Source organism: Planococcus sp. ISL-109, from assembly GCF_018613655.1.
In the GTDB taxonomy this organism is placed as follows: Bacteria; Bacillota; Bacilli; order Bacillales_A; family Planococcaceae; genus Planococcus.
This window is the reverse complement of record NZ_JAGGPW010000001.1, coordinates 24,685-45,281: the sequence shown is the minus strand read 5'-3', so window position 1 is coordinate 45,281 and position 20,597 is coordinate 24,685. Positions and strand designations below refer to the sequence as shown.

14 protein-coding genes and 1 pseudogene are annotated in these 20,597 nt (G+C 40.2%); 11 read left to right on the top strand and 4 right to left on the bottom strand.

Annotated features, from left to right (window positions below):
- Positions 1 to 139 precede the first annotated feature (139 nt).
- From J7E21_RS00190 to J7E21_RS00160, 7 genes are read left to right on the top strand one after another with little or no spacing between them, the layout of a single operon-like run.
- The gene (locus J7E21_RS00190) at positions 140 to 1,132 is read left to right on the top strand and encodes a helix-turn-helix transcriptional regulator (RefSeq protein ID WP_353047700.1); all 993 of its coding nucleotides are present in this window, start codon (positions 140 to 142) and stop codon (positions 1,130 to 1,132) included.
- Between the two features lie 49 nt (positions 1,133 to 1,181).
- Positions 1,182 to 3,467, top strand: coding sequence for a dynamin family protein (locus J7E21_RS00185; protein WP_215103624.1), 2,286 nt, complete (start codon positions 1,182 to 1,184; stop codon positions 3,465 to 3,467).
- Between the two features lie 12 nt (positions 3,468 to 3,479).
- The gene (locus tag J7E21_RS00180) at positions 3,480 to 5,837 is read left to right on the top strand and encodes a dynamin family protein (protein ID WP_215103623.1); all 2,358 of its coding nucleotides are present in this window, start codon (positions 3,480 to 3,482) and stop codon (positions 5,835 to 5,837) included.
- Positions 5,838 to 5,852: 15 nt separating this feature from the next.
- Positions 5,853 to 8,234 (top strand): dynamin family protein, encoded by a 2,382-nt coding sequence (locus J7E21_RS00175; RefSeq protein ID WP_215103622.1) that lies wholly within the window; start codon positions 5,853 to 5,855, stop codon positions 8,232 to 8,234.
- Positions 8,235 to 8,246: 12 nt separating this feature from the next.
- Positions 8,247 to 9,437: a hypothetical protein gene (locus J7E21_RS00170; protein ID WP_215103621.1), complete on the top strand. Its 1,191-nt coding sequence runs from the start codon at positions 8,247 to 8,249 to the stop codon at positions 9,435 to 9,437.
- The gene (locus J7E21_RS00165; protein WP_215103620.1) at positions 9,434 to 11,059 is read left to right on the top strand and encodes a coiled-coil domain-containing protein; all 1,626 of its coding nucleotides are present in this window, start codon (positions 9,434 to 9,436) and stop codon (positions 11,057 to 11,059) included. The genes J7E21_RS00170 and J7E21_RS00165 overlap by 4 nt, the downstream gene beginning before the upstream one ends.
- A gap of 5 nt (positions 11,060 to 11,064) precedes the next feature.
- Positions 11,065 to 11,331: a hypothetical protein gene (locus J7E21_RS00160; protein ID WP_215103618.1), complete on the top strand. Its 267-nt coding sequence runs from the start codon at positions 11,065 to 11,067 to the stop codon at positions 11,329 to 11,331.
- Positions 11,332 to 12,022: 691 nt separating this feature from the next.
- On the opposite strand, the gene J7E21_RS00155 is transcribed toward J7E21_RS00160, so the two are convergent.
- On the bottom strand, positions 12,023 to 12,196 hold the full coding sequence (locus J7E21_RS00155) for a hypothetical protein (RefSeq protein WP_215103616.1): 174 nt from the start codon (positions 12,194 to 12,196) through the stop codon (positions 12,023 to 12,025).
- 258 nt (positions 12,197 to 12,454) lie between these two features.
- Between J7E21_RS00155 and J7E21_RS00150 the strand changes: the two genes are divergently transcribed.
- Entirely contained in the window at positions 12,455 to 12,919 is a 465-nt protein-coding gene (locus tag J7E21_RS00150) for an HAD family hydrolase (RefSeq protein ID WP_215103747.1), read from the top strand.
- A gap of 255 nt (positions 12,920 to 13,174) precedes the next feature.
- The gene (locus tag J7E21_RS00145; protein ID WP_215103614.1) at positions 13,175 to 14,452 is read left to right on the top strand and encodes an RNA-binding domain-containing protein; all 1,278 of its coding nucleotides are present in this window, start codon (positions 13,175 to 13,177) and stop codon (positions 14,450 to 14,452) included.
- Positions 14,453 to 14,609: 157 nt separating this feature from the next.
- On the opposite strand, the pseudogene J7E21_RS00140 reads toward J7E21_RS00145, so the two are convergent.
- From J7E21_RS00140 to zwf, 3 genes and pseudogenes are all read right to left on the bottom strand, one after another.
- Positions 14,610 to 15,284 (bottom strand): annotated as a pseudogene (locus J7E21_RS00140) (aldo/keto reductase); the annotation flags it as partial.
- A gap of 126 nt (positions 15,285 to 15,410) precedes the next feature.
- Positions 15,411 to 16,823 carry an NADP-dependent phosphogluconate dehydrogenase gene (gndA, locus tag J7E21_RS00135; RefSeq protein WP_215103610.1) on the bottom strand — a complete coding sequence of 471 codons (1,413 nt, stop codon included), beginning with the start codon at positions 16,821 to 16,823 and terminating at the stop codon, positions 15,411 to 15,413.
- Positions 16,824 to 17,169: 346 nt separating this feature from the next.
- Positions 17,170 to 18,615 carry a glucose-6-phosphate dehydrogenase gene (zwf, locus tag J7E21_RS00130; protein ID WP_215103745.1) on the bottom strand — a complete coding sequence of 482 codons (1,446 nt, stop codon included), beginning with the start codon at positions 18,613 to 18,615 and terminating at the stop codon, positions 17,170 to 17,172.
- 492 nt (positions 18,616 to 19,107) lie between these two features.
- On the opposite strand from zwf, the gene hxlA reads away from it, so the two are divergent.
- Together hxlA and hxlB are read left to right on the top strand one after the other, a co-directional pair.
- Entirely contained in the window at positions 19,108 to 19,749 is a 642-nt protein-coding gene (gene hxlA, locus J7E21_RS00125) for a 3-hexulose-6-phosphate synthase (RefSeq protein WP_215103609.1), read from the top strand.
- A 1-nt stretch (position 19,750) separates the two neighbouring features.
- Positions 19,751 to 20,305, top strand: coding sequence for a 6-phospho-3-hexuloisomerase (gene hxlB, locus J7E21_RS00120; RefSeq protein ID WP_215103608.1), 555 nt, complete (start codon positions 19,751 to 19,753; stop codon positions 20,303 to 20,305).
- Positions 20,306 to 20,597: the final 292 nt, after the last annotated feature.

Genomic DNA, 20,597 nt, shown 5'->3' with positions numbered 1-20,597 from the left:
CCTTCTTCTCTTCTATATGATATTTAACTAATAAATTGAAAATAATGGTATAATTAAGGTATAAAGTTTTATGATATGTAATTATATGGTCGTATGATGCCCATATAAATTAGTAAAATTGAATTATAGAGGTGTTGTAGTGAGTCAAAAAAAGGAATCACAAACACATCGTATTTTGTCGATGTACGACCGACTAAGAAATGGTGAGGCACTTATTAAAAAGGAAGAAGCAGCGCGATTTCAGAAAAGTGAAAAATCCATTCAGCGTGATCTTGAAAGTATACGGAGCTATGTTGAAGTAGAAAATGTGAATGAGTATATCGATTACAATCGTGAAAAAAAGGCGTATGTATTGAATACCGAAACGCCGAGTTGGTTAAGCAATGAAGAAATTTTCGCGATGTTAAAGGTGTTAATTGAATCACGAGCATTCCCGAAAGTTGAAATGGACAACTTTATTGAAAAGCTAACGCATCTCGCTAAAAAAGAGGATCGAACATCGATTAAGAAAAAGATGGCGAATGAAAAGCATTTGTATGTGGAACTTTTCCATAAGAAGAATCTGCTTCATACTTTGTGGCAGCTATCATCAGCAATTCAATCAAAAAAAGTCATCGCCATGCATTATAAACGCGAGTTTGACGAATACGCAAGTGAAAGAAAAGTAAAACCCGTAGGCATTATGTTTTCCGAATATTATTTCTATCTCATTGCGTATCAAGTGGGTAAGGACTTTGATTACCCAACAATTTATCGTATTGACCGTATTGAGCATTTCGAACAAACATCAAAATCTTTCAAAGTACCGTACCATGATCGTTTCCAAGAAGGCGAGTTCCGCAAACGTGTGCAGTTCATGTATACGGGCGAGTTGATTAACGTGAAGTTCAAATTTACTGGCTCTTCACCACAAGCCGTGCTGGATAGACTACCGACGGCAAAAGTTATACGGAGTTTGGAAGACGGGCTGGTTTTTGAAGCTGAGGTGTTTGGAAAGGGAATTAAGATGTGGTTATTGAGTCAGGGCGAGTTTGTTGAGGTGTTGGGACCGGATAAGTTAATAGACGAAATTGTCACTACAAATAATAAAATTCAAGATAAGTATGCCACTGAATTAAATGGAAGTTTATAATTACATGTTAATAAAAATACAATAGTATTTTTGGGGGTAAGAGGTATATATGGTTACAAAAAAAATTAATTCCGAACAAAAACTAAATCAAATCATTTCATTACCTCAACTAAATAAAGAGTACTATCAAAACTTTATTCAAAGAGCAAAAGATATCCAAAATCAAATGAATGACAAATCTTTCCGTATTACAGTAGTTGGTGAATTTAGTTCAGGAAAATCAACCTTTTTAAATGCATTAATCGGGAAAGATATTTTGCCTCATTCAGTTAATGAGACTACAGCGACTGTTACATATATTAAGAACGTAAAGTCTAACGATCCATTATGTAATAAAGTAATAGTAGAATTTTTCGGAGATAAAGAATCAATTGTATTAGATATGCCAAAAGATTCAAAAGGATTAACCGAATATGTAACAACAATGGCGAAACAGCTAAATGTAGTTCAAGATGTAACCTCTGTTACATTACATGTTGATTTTCCATATACAGATGAACCGATTGTATTTATTGATACGCCAGGTTTAAATGGTGTGGCAGAAGGACATTACGAACGAACACGCTATGAAATTCAACGAGCGCATACAAGTATTTACTTATTACACACCAGAGGCTTATCACAATCGAATGTTCAAATGTATGAGCTTTTAAAGCAGTATCAGTCATCTTTTGTATTCGTTATTAATGCTGTTGATACGTTAAAAGAGGCTGAAGGTGAAACGGTCGATTTGAAAATTGCCGAATTACGAAAGCAATTAGCTGATATTGGTGTACAAAATGACCCAACGATTATAGGTGTATCATCTTTGCTAGCATTAACTGCAAAAGATCCAGCGATTACACAATTATACGAAGGCGACACAAATGCTATGACATATGAACGTCGTCAATTACTATTAAAAAAATCGAATTTTGGTCAAGTTGAAACAGAAATTTGGAACCGTTTAACAAACAGTGAAAAAGGAAGATTAATGCAAAAAAATATCGAACAAAAAGTGCATGCGCTAATTGAAGATATTAAAACAGAATTCGAGGAACAGGTAGAAATTCATCAAGTAGAAATCGATGGAAAGCAGTTACAAGAAATCGAGTTACGTATGCAACTGGCTAATCAGTCGAAAGATGATAATTTTAATCATTTACGTAATTTTACAGTGGCTAGAAAAGCTGATATTCGTGCGATGCTACTTGAACGTGTACAAAAGGATTTAACATATATTTATAAAAAAATGCAAGCTAACGTTGAAAGTGAAATAGCTCGTTATATGAAAATGCAGGATAATCCTGAAAAGTATTTAGCGAAACTGCAAGAACATATAGAAAAGGCGATTCATGGAGAAGAAAGAACTTTATCAGATGAATATATGCGTATATTAACTGTGTTTTTAACAGATTTATATGAAAGTGCGGTATTGCGAATTGAAAATCACTATCCTAAAATTTCTATTTCAAAGAAAGATATTCAATTTTCAATCGTGTTAGAAAAGTCGAATTCAGATAATGTAAGTGCGCTTAAAAAGATTGAACAAACTGAAAAGATGCTGAAACAGCTTCGAAACGAGGAATGTTCAGTTCTTGAAATACATAGCGATGTAGAGCAACAGTATAACTATGCAAGACAGGGTGTTACTTCTTTACAAAAAAATAAAATTTCCCTTCTTAATCAAAGTCAACGTGAGATTCAAAGTTTAGGAAGAAGGCCTGATGTAGAACGAAGTACAGAGTATTATGAAGATGAAAAAGGTGGTTTCTTTGGTTGGGCAGCCAGAAAGACAGGACTAGGTGGATATGATACTAAGTCACGTCCAGTAACAGACGACAGTAACCGACAATCGTGGGATCACAAAGAGCAACAAATTCGCGATGAATATAGACTTAAAGAAAATGACCTAATGCGAACGATTAATGCTGCACAGCAAAGGTTGCAAAAGTGTGAAACGAGTGCGCTTGAAACGAATACACGACTAACGCAATTAGAACGTAAAATTGAATCATTACATGCAGATCTTAACAGCTTACAACGTGAGAAAAAGGAAATTTATGATCGCAACAAGCGTCTTTATTACACACGTCAGGAAAAGGAAATTTTATACGCGTTAGAGCAGTATTTAATGAATGACTTAACTAAATTTTACCGTCAAGAAATCGAAGCAATTTTGAACAAAGAAATTCCGAAAGTCGATGAGGGGATTGAAAAGCATTACGTGCAGTCATACAAAGAGTATACAGAAAAATTGCAAAGATTAAAAAAGCAGGTCGTTCAAAAAGCTACGCCACAGCAATTATTAGAGGCGCAAAAGAATTTACAGCAAATAGCCAAAACTTTAGCATAGGGGGATTTTGTCATGAATCAACATTTACAGCAGCATCAAAAACGGAAAGAAACATTAATAACGTTATTAGATCGTTCAATCCAATATTTTGATGGTATTGAGGAAGAAGATAAAGTTTCGAGTCTGAATCAATTTTTAACAGATTTACAAAACGGAGATTTCTCTATCGTAATTGTAGGGGAGTTTAGTGCGGGTAAGTCGACATTTTTAAATGCTGTTATGGGTGATCGTTACTTGCCTTCTTTTACAAGTGAAACGACAGCAACAATTAACTTTTTAAAACATAAGACGAAATCACCAAATGGTCATACATTACAAATCGATTATAAAAATCCTTCGACACCGACAAAATTTTCAGAAGCGACGAAAGATGCTATCGCCCAAAATGTATCGACATTAGGTGGCGATCAAGTAGTTCAAGATATCGAATCTGTAACGCTCTATCTAGATTCGCCATTACTAGAGCAAGGTATAACATTAGTAGATAGTCCAGGTTTAAATGGGGTTGCAAAAGGCCATGCAGAAGTAACAGAGCGTCAAATTGAACGTTCACATGCATGTATTTATATGTTTGCTGCATCTCAACCAGGGTCAAAATCGGACTTTGAAGTACTTGCGAAGCTATCAGAACGATTTGACAATATATTTTTAGTGCTAAACCAAATTGATAAGATTAAACAATCAGAGGAAACTGTTGAATCTGTTGTAGGTCGTTTGCGTGAAAACTATTTAACATTTTTCCCAGACCATAAAATGCCTGAAATTTATCCAATTGCAGCTTATCCAGCTTTAGTTGCACGGACGAAAGAACAGTTAGAATATCCCGACAATTCTATGCAAAAAGACCATGATGAAGAAGCGTGTATCCGATTTTTACAGATTTCGCGTATTGAATCATTTGAACAACGTTTATGGAAGTTTGTAACAGACGGCGAGAAAACAGTCCAAGAACTACTTTCACCAGTTGAAAAGATCCATCATGAGTTAGTAAAACGTAGCGCAGTGATTAAAGAAACATTAAGCACGTTAGAAGATGCAAAAGGTGCTGATGAGATTAATGCCCGTATTCAAGAGGTAGAGGCTGATTTACAAGTAATCCGAGAACAATTAGAGCAACAAAAAGGCGCGATTCAATTAGAAATAAAAGAGCTTGCATTAGATTTGGAAAATAATGCAAAAGCGCAAATTGAAGTTTTAAGTTTGAATTTAGGTTCGAAAATTCATTCGTTAACAGATTTAGAGACGATTCAAACACATATTGAACGTATTAATAGACAGATTAATCGTGAATGTGAACAAATCGTTGAACAGCTAAACGAAGAATTCACTTCTTCTATTCGAAAAAAAATGAATGCAAAATATAAAGAAATCGCAGTTTTAGCTAATAATAAAATTGGACAAGCCAATGCAGATATAAGCCCGATTCGTACAATCGAATTTGAAATAAATAACGATGTGCATATTAATATGGATTCTTATGATAATAAGACTAAAGAAATCGAGCAAGAGAAGGAAGCACTTCGGAAAAAATCGGATGATACCGAATTAAAAGCATTAGAAGCCCGAATAGTAAGAAAGCAGCTTGGAAGATTAGATGAGCGATTGATGCGTCTATATCAAGACGAAGAAATAAAAACAAAATATTTAGGTATACGACCTAGTGTGGAACGTATTGAAATCAAGGGAACTCGTAAAGAAAAACGTGGAGGGGTTTTTGGGTTTGTTGGTGATGTACTGTTAGGGAAACCTACAGTTGATGATACTCAATTTGAATACGATAATAGCGCTCAGGTCAAATATGATGAAGATCAGGAACTTTTACGTCAAGAGATTACAACTAGCAAAAATGCAATTGAGTCAGCGAAGAAAAATTTAGACGGCAAGGGAAATATAGACGCTGAAATTATAGACCATGAGCAACGGATAATTCATAAGAAACAGCAAGATTTACAGCAGCAACGTGAAAAATATATTTCGGAATATAGTGAAAAGATTCAAAAGGAGCAACAAAAAGTATTAACAAATGTCCGATATGAATTTGAAGATTACCTAGCAATAATCGGCCGTGAAATTACGAAAACGCTTCGTGCAAATATTAAAGGCAAAGAAGAAATGATTGCTAATATTATGATTCAAGCATTGGAACAACAATTTGAAAAACAGTCTGTTGATAAGAAAAATGAACTGCAACAGTTAATGGATATTTTACAATCTGGTGAAACGGAACGTGCAAAAAAACATAAAGAGTTCGTACAAGAACAACTACAGCTAAAAGCGATTGCTAGGGACGTAAACGAATTCATTTCAGAAATGGAATCGATTCAAATTGACGTCATTGAGCAAGCTTCAAATCAAGTTACTTCTATATAGTTAGGGGACATGGATATGCAACAGCAAATCAATCAATATATTGAAGTTGGGGAATTATTGCAAGATGGAATTTCACTAGATAAGCTTTCAGTATTACAAGAAAAGTTGGACGAGCAACATTTTTATATTCCAATTATCGGACAGTTTTCATCGGGTAAATCAAGCTTAATTAACAATTTAATTGGCCGCCATATTTTACCGACGATGCTAAGTGAGACGACAGCGTATACGACGTTTCTTTACTATGGTGAAACTGAATATGCTGAAATAGTAACAAATGATACCAGGATTCAATTTGAAGTTGAAAAGTTAATGGATTTAAGCCAACAAAACTTACAAACGGAAACGTCAGTAAGTGAGATTTTAGGTATTCAACAAATACACAATTCGGAAATAATTAATATTAATGTGTACGTTCAGCATCCATTATTAAAAACAGGTATTGTGTTTATTGATACGCCAGGATTAAATACAATTATTTCAAATCATGCAAACCGTACGATAGATATTTTACCAAAAGCACATGCCATTATGTATATCATGGGTAAATCACTAACAGCAGCGGATGTTCGTTTAGTGTCTATGATTGATCAAATGGGCATCGATTTACTTTTTATTCGTACAAAAATTGACCAGTTGCGCAGAGATGAAAATGACACGCCGAAAAAAATTATGCAGCAAGACCAGCAACAACTAGAAGAGGCAATTGGTCGACAAGCGACGTATTTCGGTGTGACAAACGAGAAAGATTTATTAATAATTCCAAACTGGAAAACCTTGTTAGATGAGTTTGTTAATTTCTTGCAAGTACAATTCGTGCAAAATGTTGAAGATAAGCGTAAACAAAGCATTATCCGCCAAATGCAGCAAATTAAAGTAAAGTTTGTACAAAATTTAACTGAACGCAAGCAACAGCTAGAAGTAAGTCGCAGTGTTACAGACTTAGATATTCAAACAAAGATAGAGGAGTTACAAGAAGATATTCGTTACGTTGATGAGCGTGTGCAAAAGCAAAAAAGCAACTTTGATTTGACGTTTGAAGCGACGAAGCAAGCGGTTTTATCAACATATGATGGACAGTTTAAAGCAGCTGTTGACAGCTTTGGCCAATCATTACAGCAATATAATACGGTGGAATCTCTACAAAAAGCAGCGGAAGTACAGGTAGAGCAACAAATAACGAAAGCGACAGAAGCGCTTAAAATAATTACAAATGATAAATTAAGTGAATTTTTACAAAAGTCTACAACGGATACAAATACAGCACTAAAAACAGATATTGAGGCGTATTCGTTAGGAGACATACCGAATATTCAGCTACAAGTCGAAGTACCAACTGTGGATGATATTTTTGTGCAAGGTGAATTTATTCAAGAAAAGCTTCAGGATAACACGTCTGGGTATGAACAACGCTCACAAGAAATTGAGCAAAAGCGTGCGCAAATGGAAGCTCAAGGTGTAGCAATAGCAGATGAAATGCAAGAAGCGACAGGTGAAATGGATGAATTAGGTGCTTACGAACCACAGTATGTTGAAAAGCACAATACGTCATCGCAGGAGACGTTAAAAACAATAGGAAATTTAGCGGACTGGGCGATGGTATTTATTCCTGGTAAAGCATTTGCGACAGGTGCTACTAAGGCAGCCGGTATGATCAATAAAGTGGCTATAGGTACAAAGTATGTTGAAAAGATGGCGAAAATTGCATCGACCGTTGAGAAAACTGGGAAAGTTTTAGCTAAAACTGACAAATATAAAGATATTACAAAATTAATTGAAACAGCACAAGGTTCCCAAAAAGAATCCGGTAAAGAAAGTAACCTTAACGTTTTAAATTTAATTACGCTAGAGTACTGGTTTGGTCAAGTCGGGAAAGTGGTTGACGGTCCACCACAAATTGTAGAAGACCCGCAATATAAGGAAGCTTTCTTACGTGAAAAAGCGAAGGTTGAAGAGAAAATTAAACGTGCCAAGCAATCAGAGCTACGACGCATGCAACAAGTAGATTCACTAGAAACACGTGAGGAAAAATTGCGTGAAGAAAAAAGTCTACAAGAAAAATACGAGCAGCAATTAAAGCGGCAAATGTATGAAACCGAAAAACGTCGTGAACAACAGTTGCGTGAACAGCAAGTTATTGCATATCGTCAGCAGCTTGTGCGTAATTTTGAACAGCAAATGCAAACTTTATTAACAAGTTATCGTTCAAACGTTGAAATGTATTTGGAACGCTTTATTACGCATATGCCAGCCGTTATTTCCTTGAAATTGCAACAACAACTGCATATACAAAAGCAGCAATTAGTGCAATTAATTGAGACACGTCAAAAAAATAAAGACGAGCAATCGGCGTACGAAGGACATTTGTTTAACTATATTCAAATTTTAAACAGTTAGGAGTTAGCTGATATGGATATGAAAAAAATATTGCCATATCAACGTTCGCTATTTATTTTAGGAGATGTGGGAGCGGAGCGATATGCTTTATTTCGCTCCTATTCGTCTAGTAATGCGAATTTAGACAGGTTTTGGCATCCGGAAAAAGTGATTTTTAAACAAAGCACGTGGGTTTTGTTTTCTGCAGAGGAAGCACTTTGTTATGAATGGAAGGACAATAGCTTTCGTGAGTTGAAAAATGTCGTTGCAGGGGGAACATATTTTATTTCTGTTTCACCAGGGCAACTTCCGCTTAACATAAAATTAGTTTTCCCACCGTACTCCACGTCTGAACATGAATTTAAACAATACTTTGAACAAAGTCAGCTTTTATCAGGTTCAACTACGTTTGTTTGGTTTGAAGGGTTTCCGTATGGTAAGGCGGATACAGTGCAGCAGCTGCGCTATTTGCAGAATTTAGGTATTTCTCAATCTCGCATATCAATTGCTGTTACACAAAGTGAACGCGAATTTGTCATTAGTGATATTGGTGATATGGATCTAGGTATTCGCAATGCGAGAAATTATTTTATAGAAAAAGGCTACCGCATACTAAAAGAGCAAGCCGTCATTCCTTTACAACGTTCGCTATTGTTAGAAGCGATACAGCATAAAACAAATTATTCTCATCAAATTGTATCGAGAAAAGAAGATGTATTAGAGGACATACGTGCAAGTATTATTTTTATCGAAGATGACTTACAATTTGCATTAGAAAATGAGCAATGGGCAATGAAATTAGAAGATTGCTTTGCTTATATATACGTTAAAAATAATCGGTTAATACTAAATGTTTGGATGAAACAGTTGAAAGAGCTTTATACTAAATTGCTCATCCCTATTTTGAAAAGAGAATTACTAGACACTTATCATTTAAGACAAATTCAAAGTAAGACAAAAACAATAGAAGAATTGCAAACAGTTGTTCAAGTAATATGGAATGAACTAGAACGTCGATTAAAAACATTACAAAAAGAACACGTTTTAAATACAATATATTTAGAACGGATCGCATATGAATTGGAAACGCTTCAGATGAAGACGAAGTGTTACGAATTTGTAAATGACTCGATTCAGCGTCGTTTACCAAAAGAAATAACACGTTATTTAGACAATACCGTTCAATACTATTTAGAAGAATTTAGAAAGGGAAGAAATATATGAATCTATTTCCATCGTTAGCAACCTTTGTTTTAGTGGTAGCAGTAGTTTTCCCTTTATATGAAGGAACAACAGCTATTATTATAGCGCTTGTGGCAGGGATTTTAGCTGGTGTTTTCGTCGCATTAGGCAAGCAAAAACAAGTTCAGCAAACAGAAAGCCAACAACAGCAGTTACAACAAACTATGCAGCAATCAACGCAGTCTATCGTAGACAGCTTAGCAAGTTATCAACAGCAATTGACGACAAATGCATCTGATTTAGCTAAACAAACGAATGAGCAATTAATGTCTGTATGGTCTACAACACAGCAGCAATTAACGGAACAAACAAAGCAAGTAGTAGAAAAATCAACGGACTTACTGTCAGAGTTAACAGCATTGCAACAACAACAGGATCAGCTTGCTAAAAATACAGCACAACACTTACAACAATGGCTTGTTGAACAAAGTAAAGTATCAACAGAAACGTTTGCTGCAGTACAGCAAACACATCAGTCTTTGTTGCAAACTACAGAGCAATCGAATAAACAGATTGAATCATTGTGGAGCGAACATCAAAAAAAGCAGCTTGATATTCGTGAACAAGAGCAGCAAACATTTAATAAAATGTTAGCAGCAGTAGAAGAAAAAGAAGTGGCTTATACTCAGCATTTAAATAAACAGCGTGACATTTTCAAAAATGCTCAGCAACAATTAAAAGAAGCATTACAAGAGCAAGCACAACTTTCACATGGTGCATTGTTAACTGCCTGGAAAGAAGCAGCACAACAGCAATTACAACTACGTCAACAAGAGCATGCACATATTATGGACACGCAACAAACTGTAACAAAATTAATTGATAAGAATACAACCGCTTTAAACGATAAAATTATTGGGGGTTGGGAAACGACTCGTCACGCCTTATTAGATTTACGCGAACTTGAAAAAGAACATTCAACTTCGTTATTTCAATCAGTTGAAAAAGCAAACGAAGCAATGTCAACGACATTAGTTGACCAACGAGAAACATTTGCAACGGCTCAAACATTCTATGCAAATACGTATGAAGAAATTAAAATATACACGGGTCAACTTGGAACACATGAACAAGCTTTAGCTGCTCATCACCAACAACTTATCGATACGCAACACTCAATAAAAGATGCGATTGCATCAACGTTGAATAATACATTAGATCAGTATACAAATACGCTTACTGCATCAAAAGAAAGTTTAGTGTCAGGTATTCAGGAATTGAAAGAACAACGTGCAGTATCACAAAAATCGTTTGAAGAATTTTTAATTGTATTTTTAGATGGTATTGAAAGTCAAGAAGAGAAAAGTACTGAATTCACCGAGCAACTACAGTCTGAAATTACGAATTTATTAGATACATCATCTAGTCAACTTGAGCGAGCGATTATACTAGTATCACGTGCTTCAGATTCACACAGTACGACTATGAATGAATTGTTATCAGATTCTAAAGGTGTGATTGAGCAAAATCAACATGTACTAAAATCATTAAATGCACATACAGAAGAAACTAAAGCTACTGCTAAAGCGCTAGAAAGTGCATTCAAAGAAATGACGACATTAAATAAAAAGGATATGGATATTTTAGAAAGCCTAATGAGGTAATTAATATGAACATTAACGAATTAGAAATTAGTCAGGCAATGATAGTTGAAATGCTATTAGAGAAAAAAATTGAAGATTTTTTCGGTGATTCGGAAAATGAAGTGATTATTTTTCAAGCAAGTATTTCTAAACAAAATTCAAAGCGCAGTCAGTTAGAAACTATGGAGGCGTTAATTCCTCTGATTCGTGGAAATATTGCAATCGGACACATAAAACAGGCTTTAAAATTAATGGTTGCGTTAGAATCTATGATGAATAAACTAAAATATTAGAGGGGAGAATGAAGGTGTTTTGAAAAAAGTTACAGTCTTTTCAAAAAACCTTACACATCCTGCATACACAACCTATCACAAACTAAATAATCCCAACGTTCCTAGGAATTCCTAAAAGTACTCCTCGGACATTATAGGAACGCATATAAGACTAAGAGAACCCTCTCCATCGTTCATTGAACGGCGGGGAGGGTTCTCTTTTGTATTTGTAAATTGTCAACTCAAGTCGAACACGGCAAGAAACTCATGAATACCTCAAATGGCTTGTTGTAATCAAACACTTTTCGGGGCACCTGGTTGAAGGTCAAGAGAAAATCCATGATTTCCTTCTGGGTCATTCGACTGAAGCCGGTTCCTTTTGGATACGTGAGGCGAACGCGGCCGTTGCTGTTTTCGTTGGTGCCCCTCTGACCCGGCACACCGAGATTGGCGAAGTAAAAAGGGACTTCCAGTCTTTTCTCGAGTTCTTCCCACGGTCTGCGGTAATGGACTTCACCACTTTCTTCGGCAAGTTTTTCAACACTTGGATGATGGCCTGCGCTGTTTCACTCCAACTTACCGATTATCTCTAACCGGCTGGTGCGGACTCTTGTAGGACTTGCCGATGACCGTATCGGCTTCTCAGTGCTCGACTTGGCTTCGGGACACCCGGAATTACATCCTGAACCGGATTCTGGGGTTATAAACGGGGTTATGCGACGCCCGGCACATGGTGTATCTGCAGGATACGTTCAACTTTGAAGACAATCGGCTGGTGTTCGATGCCGACTTCGGCTCGCTGGAAGAACAGATTACGTTTTCCCTGATTGAATACCTGCGCCAGGAATACTGTGATCCGGACAGACGGCTCAATCTGTAAAATCATTCAAGCATCCAGCTATCCCCGGGGAGCTTTTTCTTTTTCACTCGCTGTCAAAAAAGCGCAGAAAGAGTTCTCCTAACTGTTTTCAACTTTTTTGCTTAGTTACATATCATCGGATTATCACAAGTTTTTATAAGTGAAATATATAACTCGAAAACCAGTAACCTTTGTATTGCGGTTACTGGTTTTCTTAGATTCTAGGAAAATAAATCTCGAAATTAATTCAGCTTATCTCTCAAAGTAAGACTTCAGCAAAAGGAAATCGGCGAAAAGCTCTTTCCTCATTTGCCGGAACAGCAATACCTGGAGTTGACGAAGCAACTTTCTGTAGTGAAATACGAGCGCTTAAGCCGAGAAGGCGGGAAATTATACGACGGCGTTGAAGCGGTATTGGAAAAACTGGCCCAGAAATACAATTTGTATATCGTCAGCAATTGCCAAGAAGGCTATATCGAAAGCTTTTATGCCTATCATAAATTGGATAAGTATTTCCTCGATTTCGAAAATCCAGGGAGAACCGGCTTGTTCAAAGGGGAAAACATCAAGCTGATCATGGAAAGAAACCAACTAGAAGACGCTGTCTATGTTGGGGATACAGCAGGCGATCAGCAAGCAGCCGGAGTGGCAGGAATTCCGTTTGTCTATGCGGCGTATGGGTTTGGGGATGTGGACGGGTTTGACTATTCGATTCGTAGGTTTGAGGAGTTGTTGGAGCTATTCGGGTAAAGCACCACTCAATTAACTTGGGAACAAGCAATTTTAACAACGAAGAAAAGCGTATCGCCTCTGCTGTTACTCCAGAGGCGATACGCTTTTTTCATGTGTTATTGGCTTACCGAGCGTTCATTTCGTTCGGGTGTGCGCCTTTGCGGCGGTTTTTGTCAATTGCGTAGAATTAATGGTTGATAAATCGAATATAATCGATTATAATCGATTTAAATAACAATCGATTTAAAATCGATAAATTTTGAGGTGATGAATATGTTTGAAGAAAGCCCAAAACTTGAATTGAAGCGTGAAGTAACAGAGGGGCTCAAAAAAGAAATCATCGCTTTCGCAAACACTGATGGCGGAGAAATACTTATAGGAATTGATGATGATGGAACTGTAGTTGGCTTGGCAAATGCACAGAAAGAGTTGGAAACAGTTAGCAATATTCTTAGGGACAGTATAAAACCTGATATTTTGGTTCACACATCTGCAGAAATCCAGACAATAAAGGACAAAAAGGTATTGAAAATTGAAATTACGCGTGGGTCGAGAAGACCTTATCATCTTGCCAGTAAAGGAATGAAGCCTTCTGGTGTTTTTATTCGGCATGGTACTTCAGCTAGTGCGGCATCCGATGAAGCCATCCGCCAAATGATCATTGAGTCGGATGGTACCCAATATGAAAACATGAGATGTATTAACCAATCTTTGACTTTTCATGAAACCAAGCGATTGTTTGATGCTGAAGGACTTACCTTCGGACAAACGCAGCAAAAAACTCTTGGAATTACTAATTCAGATAATTATTATACCAATCTGGGACTGCTTTTATCGGATCAGTGCGAACACTCAATCAAAGGTGCCCGTTATAGGGGCGTAACAAAGTTGGATTTCCAAGATCGTAAAGAATTCAATGGTTCTGTTATGAAGCAGGTAGATGAAGCTTTTGAGTATTTGCAATTGCATAATGCCACCTCTACAAATTTTGATGGATTGCATCGAAAAGATACTGCAGAGTATCCGGTTTTTGCGCTGCGTGAAGCGTTGGTAAACGCAGTAGTACACCGGGATTATAGTTTTAGTGGAAGTATCTTGATTCATATATTTGATGATCGGATTGAAATTGTTTCTGTTGGAGGGTTGGTCCAGGGCTTAACCTTGGAAGATATTGAACTAGGCATTTCGCAAAGCAGAAACCCAAGGCTGGCCAATTGTTTTTATCGCATGAAATTGATTGAAAGTTATGGGACTGGCTTGCAACGGATCAAAGAAAGTTATCGAGATTCAGAAAATCAGCCATATTGGCATGTGGGGCCAAACTCTTTTGTGGTGACTTTGCCCAAAGTGGGGATAATAGATGCTAGTAGCCCTGAATCTGCGGGATTGATGCTTTGGATGGAAGAAAACGATACATTCACTAGCAAAGAGTTAGAAGATTATTTAAAGAAAAGCAAAACATATATTAGAAACAAATTGGAGTCCCTATTAAACGATCGGATAATCGAACGTATTGGCAAAGGGCGGGCTACTAGGTACAGAAAAATATAGATGTCCCTGTGTCAGACACAATTCAAAAGCCCTGAAAAGGCGATGAGATGCGGTTTTCCGTTTCGCTTTGTGGTTGAATGTCCCTGTGTTGCACACAATTCTGGCTGCAAAAAGCCCATTCCAGCTAAGGAATGGGCTTTTTGCATGTGTTATTGACTTACCGAACATTCATTTCGTTCGGATGTGCGCCTTTGCGGCGGTTTTTGTTCAATCCATCGATTTGGTTCATGTCCTCTTCGCTCAGTTCAAAATCAAAGACATCGAAGTTTTCTTCGATTCTTGATGGAGTCACCGACTTTGGAATCACGATGGTGTTGTTTTGCAGATGCCAGCGCAAGACGATTTGGGCAGAGGATTTTTTGTGCGCTTCAGCGATTTTTTGGATCACTCTATCCTGCAGCACTTCGCCGCCTTGATCTAGTGGGCTCCATGCTTCCACGAAAATATTGTGTTGGGCGCAGAACTCTTTCAATTCTTTTTGTGCCAAGTACGGGTGGCATTCGATTTGGTTGAGTACGGGAGGTACGTCGCATTCATCCAAGAGGCGTTGCAAATGATCGACTTCGAAATTGCAGACGCCGATCGCTTTGACGCGTCCGTCTTTGTGCAGCTTTTCCAACGCTTTATACGTATCGACGTATTGATCGAATTCAGGAGTCGGCCAGTGGATCAGGTACAGATCCATATAATCGAGGCCGAGGCGTTCCAAACTTTCGTCAAACGCGCGCAAGGTATTGTCGTATCCTTGGTCGGCGTTCCAGACTTTAGTGGTGATGAATAGGTTTTCGCGCGGCACAGTTGTTTCTTTTAACGCTTGACCGACGCCTTCCTCAAGCTAAAGCAGCATTCGGTAAATTTGGGAACAAGATTTTAAAACGAAGAAAAGCGTACCGCCTCTGTTGTTTCTCGAGAGGCGATACGCTTTTTTTGTCGGTCAGCTTATTTAAATAGGAGCTTGTTAGTTGGATGACCAGTCTGTATGGAAGCTTCCTGCTTTGTCTGTGCGCTGGTAAGTATGCGCACCGAAATAGTCTCGCTGGGCTTGGATCAGGTTCGCCGGCAATTCGGCTGTGCGGTAGCTGTCGTAATAGGCCAATGCGCTGGAAAATGCAGGGGCTGAAATGCCTTGCTGAATGGCCAAAGTGAGCACTTTGCGCAGCGACTGTTGATAGTCGGCTGTCACTTGTTGGAAGTATGGATCCACTAATAAGTTAGGCAGTGCAGGGGTGTTGTCAAACGCGGTTTTGATTTCTTGCAAGAACCGCGCGCGAATGATGCATCCTCCGCGGAAAATCATCGCTACCTCGCCGTACGGGATATTCCATCCGTACGTCTCAGATGCTGTGCGCAATTGGACAAACCCTTGGGCATAAGAACAAATCTTGCTCATATACAAGGCTTGGCGAATGGCTTCGATCATGTCTTTTGCGTCGCCTGTATAGTTTGTTGCTTCGGGACCAGTCAGTAATTTGCTGGCTGCGACCCGTTCTTGCTTCATGCTGGAATTGAAGCGGGCGAACACGGATTCCGTCACGATCGGCAAGGAAACGCCTAAATCCAAGGCGTTTTGGCTGGTCCATTTGCCTGTGCCTTTTTGCTCGGCGACATCCAACACTAGGTCCAACAGCGGTTTTCCGGTTTCATCGTCGTGCTTGTTCAAAATGTCCGCAGTGATCTCGATTAAGTAGCTATCAAGTTCTCCGTCGTTCCATTCTGAAAAGATATCCGCCATCTGTTGGTTGGTCAAATCGAGCGCGTGTTTCATGATGAAGTACGCTTCGGATATTAGTTGCATGTCGCCGTATTCGATGCCGTTGTGAACCATTTTCACGTAATGGCCCGCTCCTGCAGAACCCATATAGGTGCTGCATGGCGTGTCGTCGACTTTTGCGGAAATGGCATCCAAGATCGGTTGGATTTGATCATAGGCTTGTTTCGGCCCGCCCGGCATGATCGAAGGGCCGTAACGCGCACCTACTTCGCCACCGGAAATGCCGGCGCCGATGAAATGCAGTCCGGCTTCATCCAATCGCTGTGCACGGCGGTTAGTGTCTTCGAAAAAGGAATTTCCGCCATCGATGACAATGTCTCCAGGCTCCAGGTGCGGAAGGAGCAAGTCGATGACGCTATCGGTCGTGTCCCCAGCCTTGACCATCATCAGGATTTTACGCGGTGCTTCGAGTGAAGCGGTAAATTCTTCTATGCTGTAGGTTCCGACAATGCGTTGTTTTTGCCCTAGCTCTTGGGCCATTTCGTCCACCCGGTCGCTCCAGTAATCATAGACGGATACCGAATAGCCATTGCTTTCCATATTGAGCGCTAAGTTTTTCCCCATAACGCCTAAACCGATGACGCCAATGTGCTGCTTCATTGTCTGTTCACCTTCACTTTCTATTAATTATCGAACATATGATATCTAGTTTCTATTTATACATTTTTTTCAAAATCTTCATTTACTTATAAATGTGAGTTGAACGAATGAAATATCAGTGAATTATCACTAATACTTGAATACTAATAATTTGCGAACAAACAAACAGATATGGAACAAAACAGCGGAGACGCCTGCGGGAAAGCGAGACAGCCGAGACCCCGCAAGGCGCGTAAGCGACTGAGGAGGCTTGGCGCTCGCCCGCGGCAAGCGAAGCTGTTTTGTGGAATATCGGCAACCAAGGATTATTAGGTCAACTTATATAGTTCAGCTTATATAATTCGTTTTACCACCATTCAAGTTGATCAGCCAATAATAACTCATTGACCACTTTAGGGCCCGTTGATCCGGCTGGATACAGATACAACGGCAAGAGATCTTCTTGGAACGCTTCTAGTAATGGCTGGGTCCACATCCATGACAGCTCGACTTCTTTCCAGTCGGCAAAGAACGTGGAATTGCCGCGCAAGGCATCGTGCAGCAGCAGTTCATAGGCTTCCGGCTGGTCGCTTGAGTCTGTTGAAAACTTGGTCCATACAGGCTTGAAGCGGTCACTAGCAGGGTCTTTTAAGTTGACGCGCAGCGAAATGCTTTCGTTCGGGCTGATTTCCAGAACCAGTAAATTGGGGGACAGTCCTTCTAGTTCATGCGAATCTCCCGCTTTGCTTTCAAACTCGATGACAATTTGCGTCGATTTCTCGTTCATGCGTTTGCCGGTTCGGATATAAAAAGGGATGCCCCGCCAAGACGGATGGTCGATCGAGATGCGGGCGGCGAAATAAGTGTCGTTTTTGGAACTATCGCCGACTCCCGACTCTTCTTTATAGCCTACCACGGATGTGCCCTCGATTTCGCCGGGTTCATACTGGCCGCGGACAATGTGTTGGTGAGCCAGTTCTTTCATGATAGGTTCGAGCGATTCAATGATATCGGTTTTTTGGACGGAGCCTTGATGTTCACTCGAGTTGACGGGCAGGTAACTGGCGGTCATCATGACGAGCTGCAGCAGGTGGTTTTGGACCATATCGCGGATCGCGCCGGCTTGGTCGTAATATTCCGCCCGGTTTTCCACGCCGACTGTTTCGCTCGCCGTGATTTGGACATTGGAAATTTGCTGATGATTCAGCACTGAATCCAACAGCGGATTCGCCCAAATTAAGGTTTTCAGGTTTTGGACCATTGGTTTGCCGAGGTAATGATCGACTCTGTAGATTTCCTCTTCAGTGAACACGGTGCTCAGCTTGTGGTTTAGGGCTCGTGCGGTTTCAAGATCGGTGCCGAACGGTTTTTCGACGACCAGCCGCTTCCAGCCGTCCTGTTGGCTGATGCCGCTCGCGTGTAAATTGGAAGTGATGACATCGACCAAGCTGGGAGCGACAGACAGATAAAACAGGCGATTGGGTGGAATGCCGAGTTCGCCTTCTCTCGATTCGATCAGCTCATCCAATTGGTAATAAGCTTGACTGTCTGTGGCATCAAAAGCATAGTAACGGAATTTCGCTAAGAAATCTTGCAGCGAAGCAGAGTGAACAGGCCTTCTGGAAAAGCGGCGCAGCGATTGCTCGATTTTGGAGTGAAACTCCCCATCGGCACAATGGTCTCGTCCTAGGCCGATGATGGACAGGGTGTCAGGCAGTTTGCCGTCGAGGTATAAATTATATAAAGCGGGAAACAGTTTGCGTTGTGCCAAATCTCCTGTTGCCCCGAATAACACAAAGCTCATGTTTTCCATGTACCGCGGCTGTTGAGAGCTGACGGGCTCATTGCTGTTTGGTGAATCTATTGTCGGACTCAGTGTGCTCATCTGTTAAATCCTCCTACTTGTGTAAATCCGGACATGTCTATGGTTGATAATCGCACCAGCATCCATTATAGGGAAGCGGGGCGTTTTACGTAAGTACGCACTTTAAATACAGTTACTGTGAAAAAGTATACTGTCGGTGGAATGGAAGTGGCTTTTCGGACGTGTTTACATGCAAAATGACTGCAGTGTCGTTTCTTTGCGGTTTTGCCTCATTTAATCACTTTATCATAAGAAAATTGCTATAGCCCATAAAAAGATTAGTGCGATATTTCTCTGACAATTCATGTTCCTTCTGTTCAATATATAGAGACAGTATACTTTTTGTCTGTATGTGATAACAAAGTGCGTACTTCACAAAAGGACTGGTGCAACTTACACTTGGGTTGAATCAAAATATGCACATTGAGGAGATACACATACATGAAATTACAACTAGCTTTAGATTTGGTAGACATTCCACAAGCAATCGAATTGATCAAACAAGTCGAGGACCATATCGACATCGTTGAACTGGGCACACCGGTCATCAATAAAGAAGGATTGAAAGCTGTAAGCGAAATCAAAGCGGCATTCCCGCACCTAGAAGTATTGGCTGACGTGAAAATTATGGACGCCGCAGCTTACGAAGTCGGCAATGCAGCTGCTGCAGGAGCGGACATCATCACGATACTCGCACAAGCAGAAGATTCTTCCATTAAAGGCGCAGTGGAAGAAGCGAAGAAACTAGGGAAGAAAATCCTGGTGGACATGATCGCCGTTAAAGACATCGAAACACGTGCCGCTGAGCTTGATTTGCTGGGAGCGGATTATATCTGTGTCCACACGGGCTACGACTTGCAGGCAGAAGGCAAAGATTCATTCGCAGACTTGCGCACCATCAAAGGCGTCGTGAAAAACGCCAAAACAGCGATTGCTGGCGGCATCAAACTGGAAACTTTGCCGGAAGTGATACAAGCGCAACCGGACTTGATCATTGTCGGCGGCGGCATCACGAGCAAAGACGATAAAAAAACAGAAGCGGCGAAAATCCAAGCGCTGATCAAAGAAAGCGTCACGGTCTAACATGAACACCACAAGCTTCACCAATGAAATCATCGCCGAACTGACGCATACACTCGGTCAAGTGAGCGACGAGGAAGCGGACAAATTGGTCGCCGCCATGCAACAAGCGAACAAAATCTTCGTAGCAGGCGGCGGCCGTTCCGGCTTTATGGCGAAAGCGTTCGTCATGCGCCTGATGCACCTCGGCTTGAACGCATACGTGGTAGGCGAAACGGTGACACCGAGCTTGACAGCGGATGATTTGTTCATCGTCGGCTCGGGATCGGGTGAAACTGGGAGCTTGCTTTCGATGACACAAAAAGCCAAAACCATCGGCGCATCGGTCGCGGCCATTACGACCAACCCCGACTCAAGCATAGGCAAGCTCGGGGATATCCAAGTGATCATCCCGGCGCAAGCAAAAGCGGAAGGCGCCAGCGGCAAGTCCATTCAACCGATGGGCTCGTTGTTTGAGCAATCGCTGCTTGTGTTCTACGATGCGCTGATCTTGAAGTATATGGACAAACAGCAATTAACATCCGACGACATGTTCGGCAAACACGCCAACTTAGAATAGAACGACGAGTAAGCCTGAGTCTGGTGAGTTTGCAGACTCGGGCTTATTTTTTTACTGGTTATATAAATTGAACTAAAGAAATACAAATGAATCAAATCTGATACTTGCACGGTGCTGACTATGGAAAAGATATGGAGCAAAACCGCGGAGAAAACCGTACTGCTCCCACAGCGCTTCGCACTGCGTCGCAAAGGATTGCCCTCGCAAGCGTCGGGCAACACCTTTCCCGTGGGATAGCGAGACAGCCGAGACCCCGCAGGGAGCGGAGCGACTGAGGAGGCTTGGCGCTCGC